The organism is Acidovorax sp. sif1233, assembly GCF_019218755.1.
GTDB lineage: Bacteria > Pseudomonadota > Gammaproteobacteria > Burkholderiales > Burkholderiaceae_C > Acidovorax.
In genome coordinates this window covers 54,736-73,209 of record NZ_JAHUWZ010000005.1, presented here as the reverse complement: position 1 = coordinate 73,209, position 18,474 = coordinate 54,736, and the positions used below count along the sequence as shown (strand labels likewise).

General features: G+C 71.0%; 16 protein-coding genes. 8 read left to right on the top strand and 8 right to left on the bottom strand.

Features of this window, described 5'->3' with window-relative positions:
• Nucleotides 1-275: 275 nt before the first annotated feature.
• Both KW843_RS17230 and KW843_RS17225 read left to right on the top strand, forming a co-directional pair.
• Nucleotides 276-743 (top strand): MerR family DNA-binding transcriptional regulator, encoded by a 468-nt coding sequence (locus tag KW843_RS17230; protein WP_218296388.1) that lies wholly within the window; start codon nucleotides 276-278, stop codon nucleotides 741-743.
• A complete protein-coding gene (locus KW843_RS17225) occupies nucleotides 740-1,198 on the top strand; it encodes a PaaI family thioesterase (RefSeq protein WP_370627748.1) in 459 nt (152 codons plus the stop codon). Before KW843_RS17230 ends, KW843_RS17225 begins: the two co-directional genes overlap by 4 nt.
• Before the next feature lie 36 nt (nucleotides 1,199-1,234).
• Here the strand turns inward: KW843_RS17225 and KW843_RS17220 are convergent, their stop codons facing one another.
• The 3 genes from KW843_RS17220 to leuA all read right to left on the bottom strand — a co-directional run bounded on the left by KW843_RS17220 (nucleotide 1,235) and on the right by leuA (nucleotide 4,809).
• Complete coding sequence (locus KW843_RS17220; protein ID WP_218296387.1) at nucleotides 1,235-2,335, bottom strand: 3-deoxy-7-phosphoheptulonate synthase; 1,101 nt, start codon at nucleotides 2,333-2,335, stop codon at nucleotides 1,235-1,237.
• Between the two features lie 158 nt (nucleotides 2,336-2,493).
• Nucleotides 2,494-2,997 (bottom strand): C40 family peptidase, encoded by a 504-nt coding sequence (locus KW843_RS17215; protein ID WP_218296386.1) that lies wholly within the window; start codon nucleotides 2,995-2,997, stop codon nucleotides 2,494-2,496.
• 132 nt (nucleotides 2,998-3,129) lie between these two features.
• Nucleotides 3,130-4,809: a 2-isopropylmalate synthase gene (leuA, locus tag KW843_RS17210; protein WP_218296385.1), complete on the bottom strand. Its 1,680-nt coding sequence runs from the start codon at nucleotides 4,807-4,809 to the stop codon at nucleotides 3,130-3,132.
• Nucleotides 4,810-5,244: 435 nt separating this feature from the next.
• Here leuA and KW843_RS17205 point away from each other — a divergent pair, with 435 nt between their 5' ends.
• The gene (locus tag KW843_RS17205) at nucleotides 5,245-5,607 is read left to right on the top strand and encodes a YciI family protein (protein WP_218296384.1); all 363 of its coding nucleotides are present in this window, start codon (nucleotides 5,245-5,247) and stop codon (nucleotides 5,605-5,607) included.
• 9 nt (nucleotides 5,608-5,616) lie between these two features.
• Here the strand turns inward: KW843_RS17205 and KW843_RS17200 are convergent, their stop codons facing one another.
• The 4 genes from KW843_RS17200 to KW843_RS17185 all read right to left on the bottom strand — a co-directional run bounded on the left by KW843_RS17200 (nucleotide 5,617) and on the right by KW843_RS17185 (nucleotide 14,290).
• Nucleotides 5,617-7,560 carry a bifunctional diguanylate cyclase/phosphodiesterase gene (locus KW843_RS17200; protein ID WP_255594802.1) on the bottom strand — a complete coding sequence of 648 codons (1,944 nt, stop codon included), beginning with the start codon at nucleotides 7,558-7,560 and terminating at the stop codon, nucleotides 5,617-5,619.
• Between the two features lie 8 nt (nucleotides 7,561-7,568).
• A complete protein-coding gene (locus KW843_RS17195) occupies nucleotides 7,569-8,114 on the bottom strand; it encodes a YfiR family protein (RefSeq protein ID WP_218296383.1) in 546 nt (181 codons plus the stop codon).
• 3 nt (nucleotides 8,115-8,117) lie between these two features.
• Complete coding sequence (locus KW843_RS17190) at nucleotides 8,118-10,088, bottom strand: TonB-dependent siderophore receptor (RefSeq protein ID WP_218296382.1); 1,971 nt, start codon at nucleotides 10,086-10,088, stop codon at nucleotides 8,118-8,120.
• 233 nt (nucleotides 10,089-10,321) lie between these two features.
• Entirely contained in the window at nucleotides 10,322-14,290 is a 3,969-nt protein-coding gene (locus tag KW843_RS17185; protein WP_218296381.1) for a WG repeat-containing protein, read from the bottom strand.
• Between the two features lie 260 nt (nucleotides 14,291-14,550).
• Between KW843_RS17185 and KW843_RS17180 the strand changes: the two genes are divergently transcribed.
• The 5 genes from KW843_RS17180 to KW843_RS17160 all read left to right on the top strand — a co-directional run bounded on the left by KW843_RS17180 (nucleotide 14,551) and on the right by KW843_RS17160 (nucleotide 17,958).
• Nucleotides 14,551-14,967, top strand: a complete 417-nt coding sequence (locus KW843_RS17180) for a YciI family protein (protein ID WP_218296380.1) — start codon at nucleotides 14,551-14,553, stop codon at nucleotides 14,965-14,967.
• 29 nt (nucleotides 14,968-14,996) lie between these two features.
• A complete protein-coding gene (locus tag KW843_RS17175; RefSeq protein ID WP_218296379.1) occupies nucleotides 14,997-15,533 on the top strand; it encodes an SRPBCC family protein in 537 nt (178 codons plus the stop codon).
• A gap of 62 nt (nucleotides 15,534-15,595) precedes the next feature.
• Nucleotides 15,596-16,003, top strand: coding sequence for a VOC family protein (locus KW843_RS17170; RefSeq protein ID WP_218296378.1), 408 nt, complete (start codon nucleotides 15,596-15,598; stop codon nucleotides 16,001-16,003).
• 19 nt (nucleotides 16,004-16,022) lie between these two features.
• On the top strand, nucleotides 16,023-17,327 hold the full coding sequence (locus KW843_RS17165) for an RNA polymerase sigma factor (RefSeq protein WP_218296377.1): 1,305 nt from the start codon (nucleotides 16,023-16,025) through the stop codon (nucleotides 17,325-17,327).
• Nucleotides 17,328-17,436: 109 nt separating this feature from the next.
• Nucleotides 17,437-17,958 (top strand): GFA family protein, encoded by a 522-nt coding sequence (locus KW843_RS17160; RefSeq protein WP_218296376.1) that lies wholly within the window; start codon nucleotides 17,437-17,439, stop codon nucleotides 17,956-17,958.
• Nucleotides 17,959-17,978: 20 nt separating this feature from the next.
• Here the strand turns inward: KW843_RS17160 and KW843_RS17155 are convergent, their stop codons facing one another.
• Complete coding sequence (locus KW843_RS17155; protein WP_370628513.1) at nucleotides 17,979-18,461, bottom strand: reverse transcriptase-like protein; 483 nt, start codon at nucleotides 18,459-18,461, stop codon at nucleotides 17,979-17,981.
• Nucleotides 18,462-18,474: the final 13 nt, after the last annotated feature.

Genomic DNA, 18,474 nt, shown 5'->3' with positions numbered 1-18,474 from the left:
GCCCGCTGGCGCGCACCCCAGTTCCAGCGCCCGGGGGGCCTGGAGCTTGTTGCGCAAGAACTGGAACAGCGTCGTCTTCAAAGGGGTCGGGCGGCAAGAAAAGAACCGGACGGGGTGCGGGCAGAAGAAGCACGCGCTCGCGCTGCCCCCTGAAACGTGAATCCTACACCGCAGAGCGCCGGACCGAGCGGTCACCACCATGCGGGTTTGCCCCAGAACGCCGCCAGTCGCCCCGGCAACCTTCGCGCAGCGCCATGCTTGCTAGGCTGCGTGCCATGCAGATATCCGAACTCGCGCAACGCACCTCGGTTTCCGTCCACGCCCTGCGCCACTATGAGCGGCTGGGGCTCCTGCAGCCGCGCCGGCGGGCCAATGGCTACCGCGACTATCCACCGCGCATGCAGCGCGAGGTCGTGTTCATCGCCATGTCGCGCCAGCTTGGCTTCACCCTGCCGCAGATCGCCCTGCGCCTGGGCGCCTACCGGGCAGGCACCCTGCGCACCGAGACCATGGTGCAGGCCCTGCAGGAGCGCGCGCAGGCGCTGGACGAGCAGATCGATGCGCTGCGGGCCCAGAAGCAGCGCGTGCTGGAGCACCAGGCCTGGCTGCAGGCGCAGCAGGCAAGGCCGCGTACCGCCGTGTCGGCGCCACCGGCGCCCTGGCCGCGCGTGCGGCCCCCCGCCACGCCACCCCCATCGGCCCGCACCCGTCCATCCACCACCTCCGCAAGGAAAGCACCATGACCTCTTTGTCCGCACATTCCGCCGCCGCGCCCATGGACCATCTTCGGTCCCTGGTGCTGGCCATGCCCATGGCGCGCACGCTGGGCCTGCGCTTCGTGCGCGCCGAGCCGGGCGCGGTGGAGGTGGAGATTCCGGTGAGCGACGCCTTCTGCTTTCGCCCCGGCCAGCTGCAGGCCACCGCCGTGTTTGCCGTGGCCGACTTCGCCGCCGTGGGCGCGGCCGGCAGCGTGCTGCCGCCGGGCTGGGTGAATGCCACGGTGGACGCCACCGTGAAACTCGTGGCCCCCGCACGGGGCGTGTGCCTGCGGGCGCGCGGGCGCGTCATCGACGCGGCGCGGCTGCTCACGGTGTGCGCGTCCGATGTGTTCGCTGTGGATGCGGATGGCAAGGAAACGCTGTGCGCCACGCTGCTGGCCACGGCCCGCAACATCGACGCCACCGTGGCGCCACGGTAGCTGCCGTGGCCCGCTGCAGAGAGAGCGCCGGGCCGGTCAGGCGCGTGCGCGCCGCGCGCGCACGGCGGCGGCCAGGCCTTCCAGCACCGGCACCGTCTTCGCGAAGCTGATGCAGGCATCGGTCACCGACACGCCGGGCGCGAGCGGCCGGCCGGGCACGATGTCCTGGCGGCCTTCCTGCAGGTGGCTCTCGATCATGAGGCCGGTGATGCGCCGGTCGCCCGCGGCGATCTGCCGGGCGACGTCGTCCGCCACGGTGATCTGGCGCTGGTGCTGCTTGCTGCTGTTGGCATGGCTCACGTCGATCATCACCTGCTCGCGCAGGCCCGCCGCCTGGAGCATGGCACAGGCGGCATCCACATCGGCCGCGCTGTAGTTGGGCTGCTTGCCGCCGCGCAGGATCACGTGGCAGTCCTGGTTGCCGCGCGTCTCGAAGATCGCGGCCTGGCCCATCTTGGTCATGCCCATGAAGGCGTGCGACGCCTGCGCGGCCTGGATGGCGTCGCTGGCCACCTTCACGCCGCCGTCGGTGCCGTTCTTGAAGCCCACGGGGCACGACAGGCCGCTGGCCAGCTGGCGGTGGCTCTGACTCTCGGTGGTGCGCGCGCCGATGGCGCCCCAGCTCACCAGGTCGCTGATGAACTGCGGCGAGAGCAGGTCCAGGAACTCGGTGCCCACCGGCAGGCCCGTGGCCAGCACGTCCAGCAGCAGCTGGCGCGCCAGCTCCAGCCCCTCGTTGATGGCGAAGCTGCCATCCAGGCGGGGGTCGTTGATGTAGCCCTTCCAGCCCACGGTGGTGCGGGGTTTTTCAAAGTAGACGCGCATCACGACCAGCAGGTCGGCCTGCAGCGCGTCGGCCTGGATCTTCAGCTGGCGCGCGTAGTCCATCGCCTGGTCGTGGTCGTGGATGGAGCAGGGGCCCACCACCACGATGAGCCGGTCGTCCTGGCCGTGCAGCACGCGCGAGATGGCGGCACGGCTGGTTTCCACCAGGGTCTGCGCGGCGTCGGGCGTGGGCAGCCACTCCTGCAGCAGCGCAGGCGTGATGAGCGGGCGCACGGCCTTGATGCGCGTGTCGTCGATGCGCGTCGTGTCGTGGGTGGAGATCGGGGTGGCGGAGCGGTGTGCGTGGGTCATGGTGGCCCCGATTGTCGCGCGGGCGGGGCCATCGGCTGGCCGACGATGTGGTCACACTGCCTGCAACTGGCGCGTCCCGGCCGAGGGACGCCGAGCAAGGGCCGCCCCGCAGCAAGGGCGTCGTCCCCCTCAGGGGGAAGGCGACTCAGGGGGAGCCGCTACGGCCGCCGGAACGCCGCATTCTGCCGCGACCAGTGCCGCGACTGCAGCTGGTCGAGCCGCACCGTGCCGCCGGTGGACGGCGCGTGCACGAAGCGCCCTTCCCCCACGTAGATGCCCGCATGGTTGGGCTGGCGGCCCGTGCCGAACACCACGAGGTCTCCGGCGCGCAGCTCGCTGCCGTCGATGGGGTAGCCCCAGCTGTTGAGCTGCGCCACCGTGCGGGGCGGCGGGGTGCCCACCTGGTTGCGGTACACATAGCCGATCAGCCCGCTGCAATCAAAGCCCGCATCGGGCGTGTTGCCGCCGTAGCGGTACGGCGTGCCCACCAGGCCGAGCGCGTGGATGGCGATGTCGTGCGCCTGCTCCGCGGTCAGGGGTGGGGTGGTGCGTACCGGGGCTGACGAAGAAGGCGACGGGGGCCGCGAGGTGCCGCAGCCGCCCAGCGCCAGCAGGGCGGCGGTGCAGGCGGCCAAGGCCAGTCTGTGAAAAACAACGCGCATGGCCCGAAGGGTAACGGATAGGCCCCGGCGCCTGCGCGGACTCCGTCCATGGCCTGGGGCTATTGGCCAAAAATGCCGCCAGCGCTTGGTGGTAAAGCGCTGGCAGCTATCTTTTTTACAACAGCGGCGGCGTCACACCGCCGCCGTGGCGGCCACGCCCTGGCGCCGCTCGGCCAGCCGGTTCGCCACGCTCACGATGGCCAACACCGACGCCGTCACGATGTTGTGGCTCATGCCCGCGCCGAAGGTGGAGCCGGCCACGCCCTCCATCGCGGCCTCCACGATGGCCAGCGCCTGGGCGTGGGCCCCCGTGCCGGTGGCGCGCTCTTCGTAGTGGTCCACGCGCAGCGGCAGGCCCAGCGCATCCACCGTGGCGGCGATCGGCCCGTTGCCCTGGCCGCGCAAATGCTGGCGCATGCCGTCGATGGTGACGTCGAGCTCGATGCCCTGCCCGTCTTCATCGAGCCGGTGGCTGTGGCAGATGATGGCCGCCCGGGCCGGGGCGCGCAGGTAGGTGGCCTGGAACAGGTCCCACAGTGCCTCGCCGCTCATCTCGCCTTCGCTCGCGTCCGTCTGGCGCTGCACCACGGCGCTGAATTCGACCTGCATGCGGCGCGGCATCACCACGCCGTGTTCGCGCTCCAGCAAGAACGCGATGCCGCCCTTGCCCGACTGGCTGTTCACGCGGATCACGCTGTCGTACGTGCGACCCAGGTCCGCGGGGTCGATGGGCAAGTACGGCACTTCCCACAGCGCGTTCGGGTCCTGCGCGGCAAAGCCTTTCTTGATCGCATCCTGGTGCGAGCCCGAGAACGCGGTGAACACCAGGTCGCCCGCGTAGGGGTGGCGCGGGTGCACCGGCAGCGAGGTGCATTCCTCGGCGATGCGCGCCACCGAGGTGATGTCCGAGAAGTCGAGGTTCGGGTGCACGCCCTGCGTGTACATGTTGAGCGCCAAGGTCACGATGTCCACGTTGCCGCAGCGCTCGCCGTTGCCGAAGAGGCAGCCTTCCACGCGGTCGGCGCCGGCCATCATCGCGAGTTCCGCCGCGGCCACGCCGGTGCCGCGGTCGTTGTGCGGGTGCACCGAGAGCGTGATGTGCTCGCGGGGGGCGAGGCGCCGGTCCATCCACTCGATCTGGTCGGCGAACACGTTGGGCGTGGCGTTCTCCACCGTGGTGGGCAGGTTGATGATGATGGGGCGGCCGGGGCCCGCGTTCCAGGCCGCGATGGCCGTCTGGCAGGCCTTGAGCGACACGTCGAGCTCGGTGGCGCTGAAGGTCTCGGGCGAGTACTGCAGCGTCCACTGCGTGGCGGGCTGCGCGTCGGTGAGCTGCTTGAGGTAGCCCACGTGGTGCGCGATGAGCTGCATCACCTGCGTCACGTTCATGCCGAACACGATGCGCCGCCAGGCAGGCGCCGTGGCGTTGTACAGGTGCACGATGGCGCGGGGTGCGCCCTTCACGGCCTCCACCGTGCGCGCTATCAGGTCCTCGCGCGACTGGGTCATGACCATGATGGTCACGTCAGCGGGGATGAGGTTTTCGTCGATGAGACGGCGCACGAAGTCGAAGTCGGTCTGCGACGCGGCCGGAAAGCCGACCTCGATCTCCTTGAAGCCGATGCGCACCAGCTCCTGGAAGAGCTTCATCTTGCGCTCGCCGTTCATCGGCTCGAACAGCGCCTGGTTGCCGTCGCGCAGGTCGGTGGAGAGCCACACGGGCGCGCGGGTGATGCTGCGGGTGGGCCACTGGCGGTCGGTCAATGCGACCGGGGCGATGGGCTGGTACTTGGTGGCGGGCTTGGCAATCATGAGAGGCTCCACGAACGGTGTGTGCGGTGCGCTGAAAAGAAGAATGCGCGGTGCACGGGTCAGACGAAATGAATGAAGAAAACAAAACGTGTGACATCCCCTGCAGCCCTTTGCGTGTGCAAAGGCTGGTTCGCGGGCCGGGGTCAGGGGGAGATCAGGTGTTGCGCTGAGCGGATCAGGCAACGGTGGCGAACGCAGGCAGACCCCGGCCAGGCACTAGTAGGCCTAGCGATAGGGTGGGTAGGAGCATGCTGCGTTGCATAGAGGCTTGAAGATAGCACAGGCTTGCTGCGCTGCGCAAGGTTTTGATGAAAAGTGCCGTCAGCGCCTGATGGATAAGCGCTGATAGCTATAAAAACAGTAGTAAAGGCTGCTGGTAGGATGGCGCCTTTCGCTTTGCCCCCCTCCCCTCTCGCTTCGCCAGGAGACCCTCTCATGCCCTACATGCTGCTCATCATGGAACCCCACGGCCAGCGGGCCGAGCGCGGGCTGGCGGGAGGCCAGGAGGCGTATGCCCGCATGCTGCGCTTTGGCGAGGGCCTGAAGGCCCGGGGCCTGCTGCGCGCCACCGAGTCGCTGGCGTCCACCGACCAGGCCGTGCGCCTGCAGGTGCGCGAAGGGCAGTCCCGGCTGGTGGATGGGCCGTTCGCCGAGACGAAGGAAATGGTGGGTGGCTTCTTCCTGCTCGACTGCGCCACGCGCGACGAGGCCGTGGCCATCGCCCGCGAATGCCCGGCCGCCGAATGGGCCACCATCGAGGTGCGCGAGGTGGCGCCGTGCTACCACGGGGCATCGTGACCTGGGCGGCTAGGCGCGGCGCGTGGTGCCTTCCTGCAGCAGTGCCTGAAACTGCTCCACCGGCATCGGCCGCGCAAACAGGTAGCCCTGCAGCACGTCGCAGCCCTGGTGCACCAGGTAGTCGGCCTGTTCCGGCGTTTCCACCCCTTCGGCCGTGATCTGCAGCCCCAGGCCATGGGCCAGGGCCACGATGGCGTTGACGATGGTGCGGCTGTGTTCGTGGCCGGGCAGGTCCTTGACGAAGCTGCGGTCGATCTTGAGGCGGCGCATCGGCAGCTGCCGCAGGTAGGCCAGCGACGAATAGCCGGTGCCGAAGTCGTCGATGGCCAGGTGGATGCCCAGCTGGCTCAGGCGGTGCAGCGTGTGCGCGCCCGCTTCCATGTTGTCCATGAGCACGGTTTCCGTGAGCTCGATCTCCAGCAGGTGGGCGGGCAGGCCTTCCTCGCGCAGGATGTCCATCACGCGTTCGAGGAACTGCGCATCGCCCAGCTGCCGCGCCGAGATGTTGACCGATACCCGCAGGGGCCCGCCGGCCTGCCACCGGGCGGCATCGCGGCAGGCGGTGCGCATCACCCAGTAGCCCAGCGGGACGATGAGGCCGCAGTCCTCCGCCACCATCACGGCCTCCAGCGGCGGGACATGGCCCAGCTCCGGGTGCGACCAGCGCAGCAGCGCCTCCGCGCCCACCAGCGCCTTGCCGGCGGCGGCGAACAGGGGCTGGTAGTGCAGCGCGATGCCCTCGCCCTGGTCGAGCGCGGCGCGCAGCGCATGCTCGATGGCCTGGCGGCGGACCACCGCCAGGTTCATCGACGCGTCAAACCGCACGCACCGGTTCTTGCCCATGTCCTTGGCCCGGTACATGGCCGTGTCGGCGTTGCTCACGAGGCTGTCCATGTCCGCCGCATCGTCTGGAAAGATGGCGATCCCGGCGCTGCAGGTCATGGTCACCTGCTGGCCCACTTCGGTGAAGGTGGGGCGAAAGACGCCCACGATGCGCTGGCCGTAGGTGTTGAGCGCCGCGTCGTCCATGTCCAGCCGCAGGATCACGGCGAACTCGTCGCCGCCCAGGCGCGAGATCGCGTCGGCGGCGCGTACCACGGACTGCAGGCGCCGGGCCACCTGGCGCAGGAGGCCGTCCCCGGCCGCGTGCCCGAAGGTGTCGTTGAGGGTCTTGAAGTTGTCCAGGTCGATGTAGACCAGGGCGACGCGGGAGCCCAGGCCACGCGCGCGCTCGATCTCGGCGGCCAGGCGTTCGTTGAACGCGTGCCGGTTTCCGGTGCCGGTGACCGCGTCGGTGTGGGCGAGCGTGTGCAGGCGGTTTTCGGCGTTGCGCACGGCCGCCTGGCTGCGCAGCACCATCGCGGCCGCCAGGGCCATCACGCACCCCGCGATCAGCAGCGCGCTGACGAAGCGGATGGCCAGGCGGGCGTACACCGCGCTCATGGACTTGCGAAAGTACAGCGTGCCCGACACCACGCCGCCCATCTCCACGGGCCGTGCGATCTCCAGCACGCGCAGCCCCGCGCGCTCGGCCACACCGGCCATGCCCGCGGCCGGCAGCGTGGCGGGAAAAGCCTGGTCCGCGTCGCGTGCGTAGTGGGCCAGCAGCAGGCCCTGCCGGTCGTAGACGTCCGCGCCCAGCACCATCGGCGATGCCTTCAGCGCCCCCAGCATCTCGCTGGCCGTGTGCGCATCCTGGAACATCACCGCGGCCGAGATGTTGTCGGCCACGATCGCCGCCTCCACCCGGCTGTCCTGCAGCATGGACTGCCGCGTGCTCCAGTAGTCCACGCCCGTGAGTGCCAGCACCACCGTCAGCAGCGCCAGGCCCGCGGCCAGGAGGCCGGTGGCCACGAGCCGCGACGATGGCAGGGGCTGCGCGGCCCCCGGCTCCTGCGCGGGGGCCTGCGGCATGGCGGGCGCCTTCGTTTTTTCCTGATTCTTCTTCGTCATCATCGTCATCATCTGGCCGCCCTGGCCAGCCGCAGCAGTCGGGAGCTCACGGACAGGCCCGCGCGCGCGGTGGCATCGGTGTTGATGGCGAACACGATGCGGTTCTTCTGCTGGCCGAGCGTGATCATGATGTCGGGGCTGCCTGCGGCGTCCTCATCGGCCACCGTCAGGATGCCGTGGGCGGGCGGCAGGGCCCGCAGCGCGCGCAGCACCGGCTCGATGTCGGCGCCGTGCAGGATGAGCACGCGGCAATGGCGCAGCTCGGCCAGTTCCAGCAGCCTCACCCGGATGGGCCGCCCCTTGCGGGCGGGCTTGCCCTCCAGGGCCGTCAGGGCGCGCTTGAGCGGACTGAAGGGAGAGATGCACAGGGGCCAGTCGCCGTCGGTGGCCAGGTCGCTGTCGGGCCATTCGATGAACTGGATGAAGTTGAAGATGTACGCGGCCTTGAGATCGGGTTCCTCCACGGGGTTGGTGGCATGCGCCAGGCCCCCCGCCCAGCACAGCACGCACAGCCCGGCCCACAGCAGGTTGCGCAGGCGCAGGGCGTGGGACATGGCTCAGAACCCGTAGGTGAGCTTGACGCGGTAGGTCCGTCCATCCTGCCGGATCGAGTCTTCGCGGATTTCGTAGGAGGCGGGGTCCGCATGGCGGCGGTTGAAGACGTTGTACACGCCCACCGACACATCCACGTCCCCCAGGCGCTTCGTATAGACGAGGTTGGCCAGGACGTGCGCAGGCAGGCGCGCGTTCGCGAGCGTCCTGCGCGCGCCCACGCCAATGGCCTCGACGGCATACTGCCCCGGCCTGCCGTGCCCCGGCGCCGCGAGCGCCAGCGTGTCCGACCACTGCAGCTTGAGCAGGTGCCGGGGGGAGTTGGTCAGCGTCTCGGGTGCGCCCGCGTCGCGCGCCTTCTGCCACCCGTAGGCCACGCGCAGGCGCGACCCTCCTTGCCAGCGCTGCTCCACCTCGGTCTCCATGCCATGCACGCGCACGCCCCGCGCGTTGCTGAACCTGAGCCTGTCCGGGATGCCCGCGTCCCCCAGCGAGATCAGGTCGGTCACCTCGGACCTGAACGCCGTCAGCAGCATGCGCGTGGTGCCAGTGGGGGCGTGTTCCAGCGCCAGCTCCGTGGTGCGCACCTTTTCGAGCCGCAGGCCCGCCAGGTCGACGATGCCGCCGGGCAGGTCCACCCGGTAGTCGCGCTCGTAGGCGTTGGGCGGCCGGTAGGCCGTGCCATGCAGCAGCTTGACGGCCGTGGCCGGGTTCCACCAGTACACCAGGCCCAGCCGGGGGTGGAAGCTGCCGTCGCTGCCCGACTGCTTGCCCCACCGCAGGCCCGCGTGCAGGGTGAGCGTGGGCGCCAGCGCGAACTCGTCCTGGACATAGATGCCCAGCGCGTTCCCCGCGCGGCGGGTATCCAGGTATTGCACGGGCGGATCCACGTCGGCATTGAGCTGCCGGATGCGGGTGTCGCGCCGGTAGTCGACGCCCCACGCGAGCTTGTGGCGTGCAAGGGCCGTGCTCACCCACTGCCATTCCGTGCCCCACCATTGGCCGGTGCCCACGTCGCGGTTGAGCGTGGGCGGCGGATAGTCGTACGCGTAGTCGCCCACGAAGCGGTAGTGCCCGGCGTGGACGCGCCCGGTGAACGCGAGGGAGGGCTGCAGCTGGCTCGCATACTCGGCCGCGACGCGGGTGGTGGTGTCGATGGACCGCGAGCGCGGGTCATTGAAGGTCTGCGAGAACGCCGCGGTGGGCGTGCCCTTGCTGCGCTCGCCGTGCGCCAGGGTGAGGCTCAGGCCGTCGCGCTGCATCCGGGCGAACAGCTGGGTGCTGCGGTCGAAATCCAGGCGCTGCGCGACGCCCTGGTTGCTGGCCGGCGTGTCGAACGCGGCGAAGTACTGGTCCGCGCCCCGGCTGCTCGCGCGCGTCAGCGCGATCAGCCAGTCCCCGCCCTGTGCGTCCACGGTTCCCACCGAGAAGCGGGCCTTGGCGCTGCCGTGGCTGCCGGCCGCCACGCTCAGCTGCGGGCCGGCCAGCTGGCGGCCGTCGCGCGTGATGACGTTGACCACGCCGAAGAACGCATTGGGTCCATAGACGGCGGAGCCCGGCCCCGGCACGAACTCCACGCGGTCCACCAGGTCCAGGTCCAGCGGGAAGTCGGTGCCGATGGTGGCCTGGTCGTAGAGGTTGTCATTGAAGCGCACGCCATTGACCAGCAGCAGCACGCGGGTGTTGTAGTCGCCCGGCGTGGCGAAGCCGCGCGTGCCCAGGTAGTGGTAGGAGCGGTCGTACGACACATACAGCCCGCGCATGCTGCCCAGCACCTCGGCCAGCGTGCGGTAGCCGAAGAGCCGGATGTCGTCGGCGGTCACCACGCTCACCAGGGCGGGTGCTTCCAGGGTGGTCTGCGTGTACCGGCTGGCGGTCCGGACTTCCATCTGCACGAGCTGTTCCAGCGGCAGATGGGCGATGTCCGCCTGCGCGATGGCGTGGGAGAGTCCGCTGCAAAGGAGGGCCAGCGCCATGCGCTGTGGCCACTGTGCCGGGCGATGGTCCGATCCTCTTGTCATGGGCGTTGCACCCGCTGTGGCGGTGGCTCCTGTGTGCGAGACCAAGCGTTCCGGAGGTTCGTGGGTCGGTGGGGCGAGTGTTTACAAATTGTATCCACCAGCAGGCCCGGCAGGCCCCCGGGGGGATCGGTGATGACCCTAGGAAAAATGTAAAAGGTGGCCGCAGCAGCCGGTGGGCCGGCTGGGGCTCAGTCCCCCGCCGCCGAATCCCCGCGGTGGGCGAAGGCCAGGCCCACGCGGCGGTACAGGCGGCGCCAGCCGAACAGGTAGACCACCACCAGGGCCGCCGCGACTGCGAGCCAGGGGCTCTGGGGGCTGGCGAATACAAACCGCCACGCCCAGTACAGTTCGGAAAAGCCCATGAGCGCGAACGTCCCCAGCCCGATCCACGCGCCTTCCGCCCGCCAGGCGGCCACCGAGACGAACGCGTGGCCCACCCAGGCCGCCAGGCCCAGCAGCAGGTGGGTGGCCCAGGCCAGCACCGGCCGCTGCTCGAACCAGCCCGCCAGTCCGGTGAGGGTGGGCGGCGTGCCGGACCGGGCGGTCACGGCGGCCTGCACCAGGAACGCGGCCAGCACGCCCTGGTGCTGCAGACGGCGGGCGGCGGTGCCCTGCCCCTTCAGCGCGGAATCGACCACGTGGCGTGCCAGCCAGCCGCCCACGCCGCCGGCGCGGGGGGTGCCGTCTGCGGCATCCCCGTCATCGCGGGGCAGGCGCGCGGCGGCTTCCCGGGCCTGGTCGTGCAGGGCCTGGGGCACATGTTCCATGGCGCTGGCGCTGCGGCGCACCGCGTGGGCGCAGACCGCCACGGTGCGCAGCGCGGGCGGGATCTGCTCCAGCCGCCAGCCGCCCTCCTGCACATGCGCGATGCAGGCTTCCTCGCTGAGCATGTCGGGAGGGATCTGGCCGAAATCCTTCACGCCCTGGCGCAGCGCCGCCGCATAGCGCGCGGGGGTCATGAGGCGCTTGGGCACGAAGCGCACCGTGTCCTCGTCGGCCGCCAGGGCGGCATCGACCATGGCGTGGGTGATGCGTTCGCGCGGCACATCGGCCAGGGTGCGCGGGTGCGACTGCAGCCGTGCGATCAGCGTGGCGTCATCGGCCGCCTGGGCCTGGCCCTGCGCCAGGCCTTGCAGCCAGCGCGTGTCCTCGGCGGCATCCCACTGCGCGGCGTAGGGCGACTGCAGCGACAGCACCGTGGAGGCCTCGAGCGCCGCTTCCTGCGTGCGGCCCAGGGCGCGCAAGGCGCTGGCCAGGATGTAGCGCGCATGCTCTTCGTGGCGCACGCGGCCGAGGCCCAGGCGGGCGTCGGCCATCGCGCCTTCAGGGTCGCCCGCCCACAGCCGAGCCCAGGCGCGCTGCACGTGCCAGTGGCTGGCCTCGCGGGGTTCGCCGTCCCGGCGGGCCTGGTCCAGGTCGTCCGCGATGAGCCGGGTGGTGACGTCCTCGCGCAGCGCGGGCGGTACGGCGAGGAACATGTCCCAGCGGTCCTGCAGCGCGGCCACGCACACGTCGGTGGTGCGCAGCGCCGCAGGGATCTTGTCCAGCGACAGGCCGTTGGCGCGCGCCGAGGCCAGGCACAGCGCGGGCGTGAGCATGTCGGCGGGAATGTGCTCGATCAGGCAGCCGTAGTCGTGCCGCACGGCGCGCTCGGCCAGCGCGGGCGTGATCTTGCGCGGGTCGATGTAGCTGATGTTGTAGATGTCGGCCTGCAGGGCGGCCTGCTCCACCGCATCGGTGCGCAGCCAGTGCGCCAGGTCCTTGAGCGGCGCCTGGGCGCGCACCGCCTTGAGCGCGAGCTCGGGCGTGAGCAGGCAGCCCCACACGTCGCACAGGCTGTTGTGGTCCCAGGTGGCGGGGATGCGGCTGTTGCGCTCGTCGCGCCAGTCCCATTCGGGCTGGCCGGCATACAGGCTGCGTGCCAGGGCCAGGGCTTCGGCGGTCATGCATTCGGGCGGGATGCCGGCCGCCTCGCGCAGGCCCCGGCGCACCAGCGATTCGAGCCGTGCGGTTGTCCGCCAGGCCGCAGGCACGTATTCCAGCGCCGCCACGTTCGCATCCAGGGCGGCATCCACCACCGCATCGTCCAGCCACTGCGCGGGCACATGGGCGATCGCATGGCGGTCGTTGCACACGGCGTGCAGCCATTCATCACGTGTCCGGGGCGGCTGCGTGGCCGGCGCGCCCTCGGGGGGCCGGCTGTCCAGCGCCGGGCCGTCGCTGTCCGGGCCTTCGGGCTCGCCGCCGTGGCCGGGCGGTTCCGTGGCGGGGCCGGCGCCGCGCGCGCGCTGCGCCAGCTGCAGCGCGTCGATGCTGGGCGCGGCCATGAGCCACAGTTCCCACCACACATCGCCGTCGCCCGAGTCCGAATGCTTGTACAGCGTGAGCCACTGTTCGCGCGCCTCGTGCAGCGCGCCGCCGTCGCCCGGCAGGGGCTTGGCCATTGCCACGGGCCAGGCCTGCGTGTAGTCGCCCTGGCGGCGCCAGGGGACGGCGTGCTCCGGGTTCGGGTCGGCGGCGCCAAAGCGCGCGCTCAGCTGCTGCACCATCGCCACGCGGGCTTCGTCCACCGCGCGGTTGAGGTCGGTGCACAGGAATTCGTAGGGGCCGTTGTGCGATTCGCTCAGGTAGGCGCGCATCACCCGCCGCACGACCACGGTGCGGCCGGCCTGCACCTGGCCGGGGTCCTGCTCCCCGTCGTCATCGTCATCTTCATCGTCGCCGTCCACGGGTTCGTCGGGCGCGAGTTCATCGCCCGCCGCCAGGCGGTGGAGCCGGGCCTCGGCGTCGGCCAGCAGGTCCACGGCCAGCGGCACGATGCCGTCGAGCGTCTTGAGGTTTTCCAGGTGGTCGGTGAGCGGCGCGTGGAAGAACGGCCCGGGGGGCCAGCAGTTCTCGCGCACGCCGCTGCGCCACAGGGGCGTGCCCCCGGCGTCGAGCAGGGCCACCTGCTGGCCGTCGTAGTGCGCGCGCCAGGCGACGGCGCCCTCGCCGTCGATAAAGGCCAGTTGCCCGTCGCGGGTCAGAAACGGCACCAGCGGCGTGTCCGGCGGGTGCCCCACCAGCCAGCCATCGCCATCGGTCAGCGGCTCCAGCAGGTGGTCGGGCGCGGGCACGAAGCGGCCGTCCGGGTGCAGCAGGCCCCAGTGCGCCGGGGCCGCTGTGGTGGCATCGGCCGCGCCCTTGCGCACGGCGGCGGCGGTGCGCACGACGGCAAAGCCGCTTTCCGCAGAGAAATCCGTGCCGTAGCTCAGCGGCGGGGCCGCAAGGGGTTTGCCGTCGGCCGTGAGAAAGCCCGTGCCGTCATAGCTGTTGGCGGCCACGCCGCAGGCCATGCGCCGCGAGAGGTGGCGCCCGCCTTTCACGACCACCTTGCCGCGCGCGTTGAGGTAGCCATGGCCGTTGTCCCAGGCATGGGGTTCGTCGAAGAAGGCCAGGCCCTCGGCATTGAAGGCATCGATGCGCGGGTAGCGGGGCTCCAGCACCCAGCGGCCTTGTGCGTCGATGAGGCCGTAGGTGTCGCCGTCCAGCGAGGCGGCCGTGGCGGTGGATTCGCCAAACGGCCGCGCGTCGCGAAAGCGGGGCTCGATCACCCAGCGCCCCGTGCGGTCCACGAAGCCCTGGGTGCGCTGGTTGCTGGCCTTCTTCCACAGCGTGGCGCGCGCCAGGCCATTGGCGCCGAAGGGGCTCAGCTCATGGAACACCTCGTCGCAGGTGGTGTGGCCGGTGCGGTCGATGATGCGCCAGGCATCCTGGCCCACCTGCACCGCGCACAAACCGTTGCGAAACGGCTGGGCGTTGTCGAATGCGGGAGGGATGGCCACCGTCCCCGCCAGGTCCATGAACCCCCAGCGCCCGCCGTCGCAGAAGCGGGCCAGCCCGTCCTCGGAAAAACTGCGCGCGTTCTGCAGCGTGGGCGGCACGCGCCACCGGCCCTCGCCGTCGATGTAGCCCCACGGGCCGTGGGCCGCGCGGGCTGCGCCGATCCAGCCGCCGCGCCCGTCGGCCCAGAAGCGCAGCACCTCGCCCAGGCCTTCGGCGGGGACCACGGCCCGGCCCGGGTGGACGATGACCAGCGCGAGGGCCTGGTGGCCGGGCATGAGCGGGATGCTGGCCAGCCAGGGGGGTGTTGGTTCGGTGTCGTTGTGGCTGGTCATTGCGGTCGGGTCCCTCGCGCGGCATCCTACCGAGGCAGATCGCTATGGCCGGTAACCATTTGCACGGCTTGGCGGATACGCCACAGCGGGCGGCGCTGCGGGCGTGTGGCGCAGGCCGGGCCGCGCCCCACCCTCTTTTTCTAAGTAAAAACCCTGAACCAGCCACCAAGCTGTCGATCTGCCACGGGTTCGTCCGTCGTGCTGGTGAAGGCCACGGATCGCGCCATGGCCCGCCCCCCTGACCCCCCGAGGAGAACCCCATGCGATTCATGATCATCGTGAAAGCCACCGCAGAATCCGAGCGCGGCGACATGCCCACCGAACCCCTGATGGCCGCCATGGCCCGCTACCACGAAGAGCTGGCCCGGGCGGGCGTGCTGCTGGACGGCAGCGGCCTCAAGCCCAGCGCGCAGGGCTGGCGCGTGCGCTACGGCGCGGGCGGGGCGCGCACCACCATCACCGACGGTCCCTTCACCGAGACCAAGGAGCTCATCGCCGGCTACACGCTGATCCAGGTGCGCGACCGCGACGAGGCGCTGGAATGGACGCGCCGCTTCCCCAACCCGCGCGGCGAGGGCCTGGAGGCCGAGATCGAGGTGCGCCCGCTCTACGAGATGGAGGACTTCGCCGCCGTGGAGGGCGTCGAGCACTTCCGCGACCTGGAAGCCCGCCGCTGAACCGCTGCACCTGCCTGGAGACCATCGCCATGATCAAGACCATCGCCCTCGTGCTGCTCGCCGCCCTGGCGCTGCTGCTGGCGTTTGCCGCCACCCGCCCCGACAGCTTCCGCGTGGAGCGCAGCCGCGTGATCCCCGCGCCGCCAGAACGTGTGTACGGGCTCATCCACGACCTGCGCCAGTTCAACACCTGGAACCCGTATGAACGCAAGGACCCCGCCGCCAAGGGCCAGTACAGCGCCACCACCGCAGGCCCCGGCGCGCGCTATGCGTGGCAGGGCGACAAGGTGGGCACCGGCAGCATGGAGATCGTCGACGCCACGGCCCCCGCGCGGGTTGCGATGAAGCTCGACTTTGTGGCCCCGTTCGAGGCCCACAACCAGGTGGAATTCACGCTCCAGCCCGAGGGCTCCGGCGCCACGCGCGTCACCTGGGCCATGCAGGGTCCCGTGCCGTACGTCGCCAAGATCGCCCACCTGTTCTTCAACATGGACCGCATGGTCGGCCAGGACTTCGAGGACGGCCTGGCCAACCTGCAGGCGGTGGCGCAAAAACCAGCGACCTGAACCGCGCACCTTTGCCAAACCTTCTGTTTCCCTTTACCTTCCCACCCCTTCAGGAGCCTTTCATGCACAAGCAAATCTTCGTGAACCTGCCCATCGAGAACATGGCCCGCTCGCAGGCGTTCTTCCGCGCGCTGGGCTACGAGTTCAACCCCGAGTTCACCAACGAACAGGGCGCCTGCCTGGTGGTGGGCGAGAACCTGTTCGTGATGCTGTTGGTCAGGGACTTCTACCAGACCTTCACCAGCAAGGCGATCGCCGACGCACGCACCACCTCGGAGGTGCTGGTGTGCTTCTCGTGCGACAGCCGCGAGGAGGTCGATGCCCTCGTCGCCAAGGCCGTGGCGGCCGGCGGCACCTCGCCGCGCCCGGTGCAGGACCTGGGCTTCATGTATTCGCGCAGCTTCGACGACCTGGACGGCCACAGCTGGGAGTTCGTGCACATGGTGGATGCCAGCAAGGCGCTGGGCTGAGCTTTCACCGAGGCCACCGATGCACAACCCCCGCAGTCCCGATGCCGATGCCAGCGCCGATGCCCTGCACCGCACCATCGATTCGGTGTGGCGCATCGAGGCCGCGCGCATCATCGCCAGCGTGGCGCGCATGACGCGCGACGTGGGCCGGGCCGAGGAGCTGGCGCAGGACGCGCTGGTGGCCGCGCTGGAGCACTGGCCCGCCACCGGCCTGCCCGCGAACCCGGGGGCATGGCTCATGACCACGGCCAAGCGCCGCGCCATCGACCACCTGCGCCAGCAGGCGGTGCATGCGCGCGAGCACGAGGCGCTGGGCAAGGACCTGCAGGCGCTCGAAGCCCAGTACGCCCCCGACGTGGTGGACGCCCTGGTCGCTGCGCAGCAGGACGACATCGGCGACGACCTGCTGCGCCTGATCTTCACCGCCTGCCACCCCGTGCTGCCCACCGAGGCGCGCGTGGCGCTCACGCTGCGGCTGCTGGGCGGCCTCACCACGGCCGAGATCGCACGGGCGTTCCTGGTGCCCGAGCCCACCGTCGCGCAGCGCATCGTGCGGGCCAAGCGCAGCCTGTCGGCCGCCCACGTGCCCTTCGAGGTGCCGGGCGCGGCCGAGCGCGCGCCGCGCCTGGCGTCGGTGCTCGAAGTCATCTACCTCGTCTTCAACGAAGGCTACGCGGCCACGGCGGGCGACGACTGGATGCGGCCTGCCCTGTGCGGCGAAGCCCAGCGCCTGGTGCGCGTGCTGGCCAGCCTGGTGCCCGACGAGCCCGAGGTGCAGGGGCTGGTGGCGCTGCTGGAAATCCAGGCCTCGCGCCTGCCCGCGCGCACCGATGGCGAGGGCAAACCCGTGCTGCTCATGGACCAGGACCGCGCGCGGTGGGACCGGCTGCTGGTGCGCCGGGGCCTGGCCGCGCTCGACAAGGCCGAGGAGCTGGCGCGCGGGGGCCATGCCTGGGGCCCCTACGCGCTGCAGGGCGCGATCGCCGCCTGCCATGCCCGCGCGCGGCGCGCCCAGGACACCGACTGGGCCCACATCGTGGCGCTGTACGACGCGCTCGCGCAGGTGGCGCCCTCGCCCGTCGTGGCGCTGAACCGCGCCGTGGCGGTGGGCATGGCCGAAGGCCCGGCGGCGGCGCTGCGGCTGGTGGACGAGATCGCGGCGGACCCCGTGCTGGCCCAGTACCACTGGCTGCCCAGCGTGCGCGGCGACCTGCTGGCCAAGCTGGGCCGCGTGGCCGAGGCGCGCGCCGAGTTCGAGCGCGCGGCGGGCCTCACGCGCAACGCGCAGGAAAAGGCGCTGCTGCTGGGGCGCGCGGGCGGCTGAACGGCGCTTGCACCCCGGGGCCGGGCACCGCGCGCGGCGGCCGCGTGATTTTGTCCCGCGCTTTCGCCAAAATGGTGCCTCGTTCCGTTTTGTCGCCCACCGCCCTGCCATGACGCACCCAGACCCCGTGTTCCCGCTGGACGGCGGCTGTACCTGCCGCCATGTCCGCTACCGCATGCTCACCGCGCCGCTTTTCGTGCACTGCTGCCATTGCCGCTGGTGCCAGCGGGAAAGCGGGGCGTCGTTCGCCTTGAACGCCATGATCGAGGCCGACAGGCTGGCGCTGCGGGTGGGCGAGGTCGACCTGGTGGACACCCCGTCCGAAAGCGGCTTTGGCCAGAAGATCGCGCGCTGCCCGCACTGCCGCGTGGCGGTGTGGAGCCACTACTCCGGCGCGGGCCCGCTCGTCGCCTTCGTGCGCGTGGGCACGCTGGACGCGCCGGACCACCTGCCGCCCGACATCCACATCTACACCGCGTCGAAGCAGCCCTGGGTGGTGCTTGCGCCCGGCACGCCCGCCGTGGCGCAGTATTACGACCGGGACGCCCACTGGCCCCCGGGCAGCCTGGCCCGCCGCCAGGCCCTGCTGCCCCGCATCAACGCCTACCGCGAGGCCCTGGGCCTGGACTGAGCGCGCAGCGCGCCGGCCGGTCAGCGCCGCTTTTTCCTTGTGCGGGTGTGGTGCTTCGTGGACGGCTTGGGCGCCAGGTCCAGCGCGCCGCGCGCGAGGGTGTCGGCCTGACCATTGCGGTGGCGCGGAATCCAGCGCACCGCCACATCGCCCACGGCCTGCATCAGCCCGCGCACCTCGTCGAACAGCAAGGCCAGCCGCGCGATGGGCGCGGCGCGCGCACCACCGGGGGCGAGCTGCTCCACCAGCACGCTGTTGTCGCTGTACACCCGCACGCCAGCGGTTGCAGCGGTGCCATGGGCCTGCAGCCAGCGCAGCGCCAGGGCCAGCGCCCTCAGCTCGGCCTCGTTGTTGCAGCCGGTGAAGGTGGTGGCCTCGGACAGCTGCTGCGCCACCGTGCCATCGGGCGCGTGCACCACCGCGCCCAGCCCCATGCGCCCCGGGTTGGGCACGGCGCTGCCGTCGCAATGGATCACCCAGGGGGCGGCGTTGTCGTCAGGCACGGAAAACGCGCGG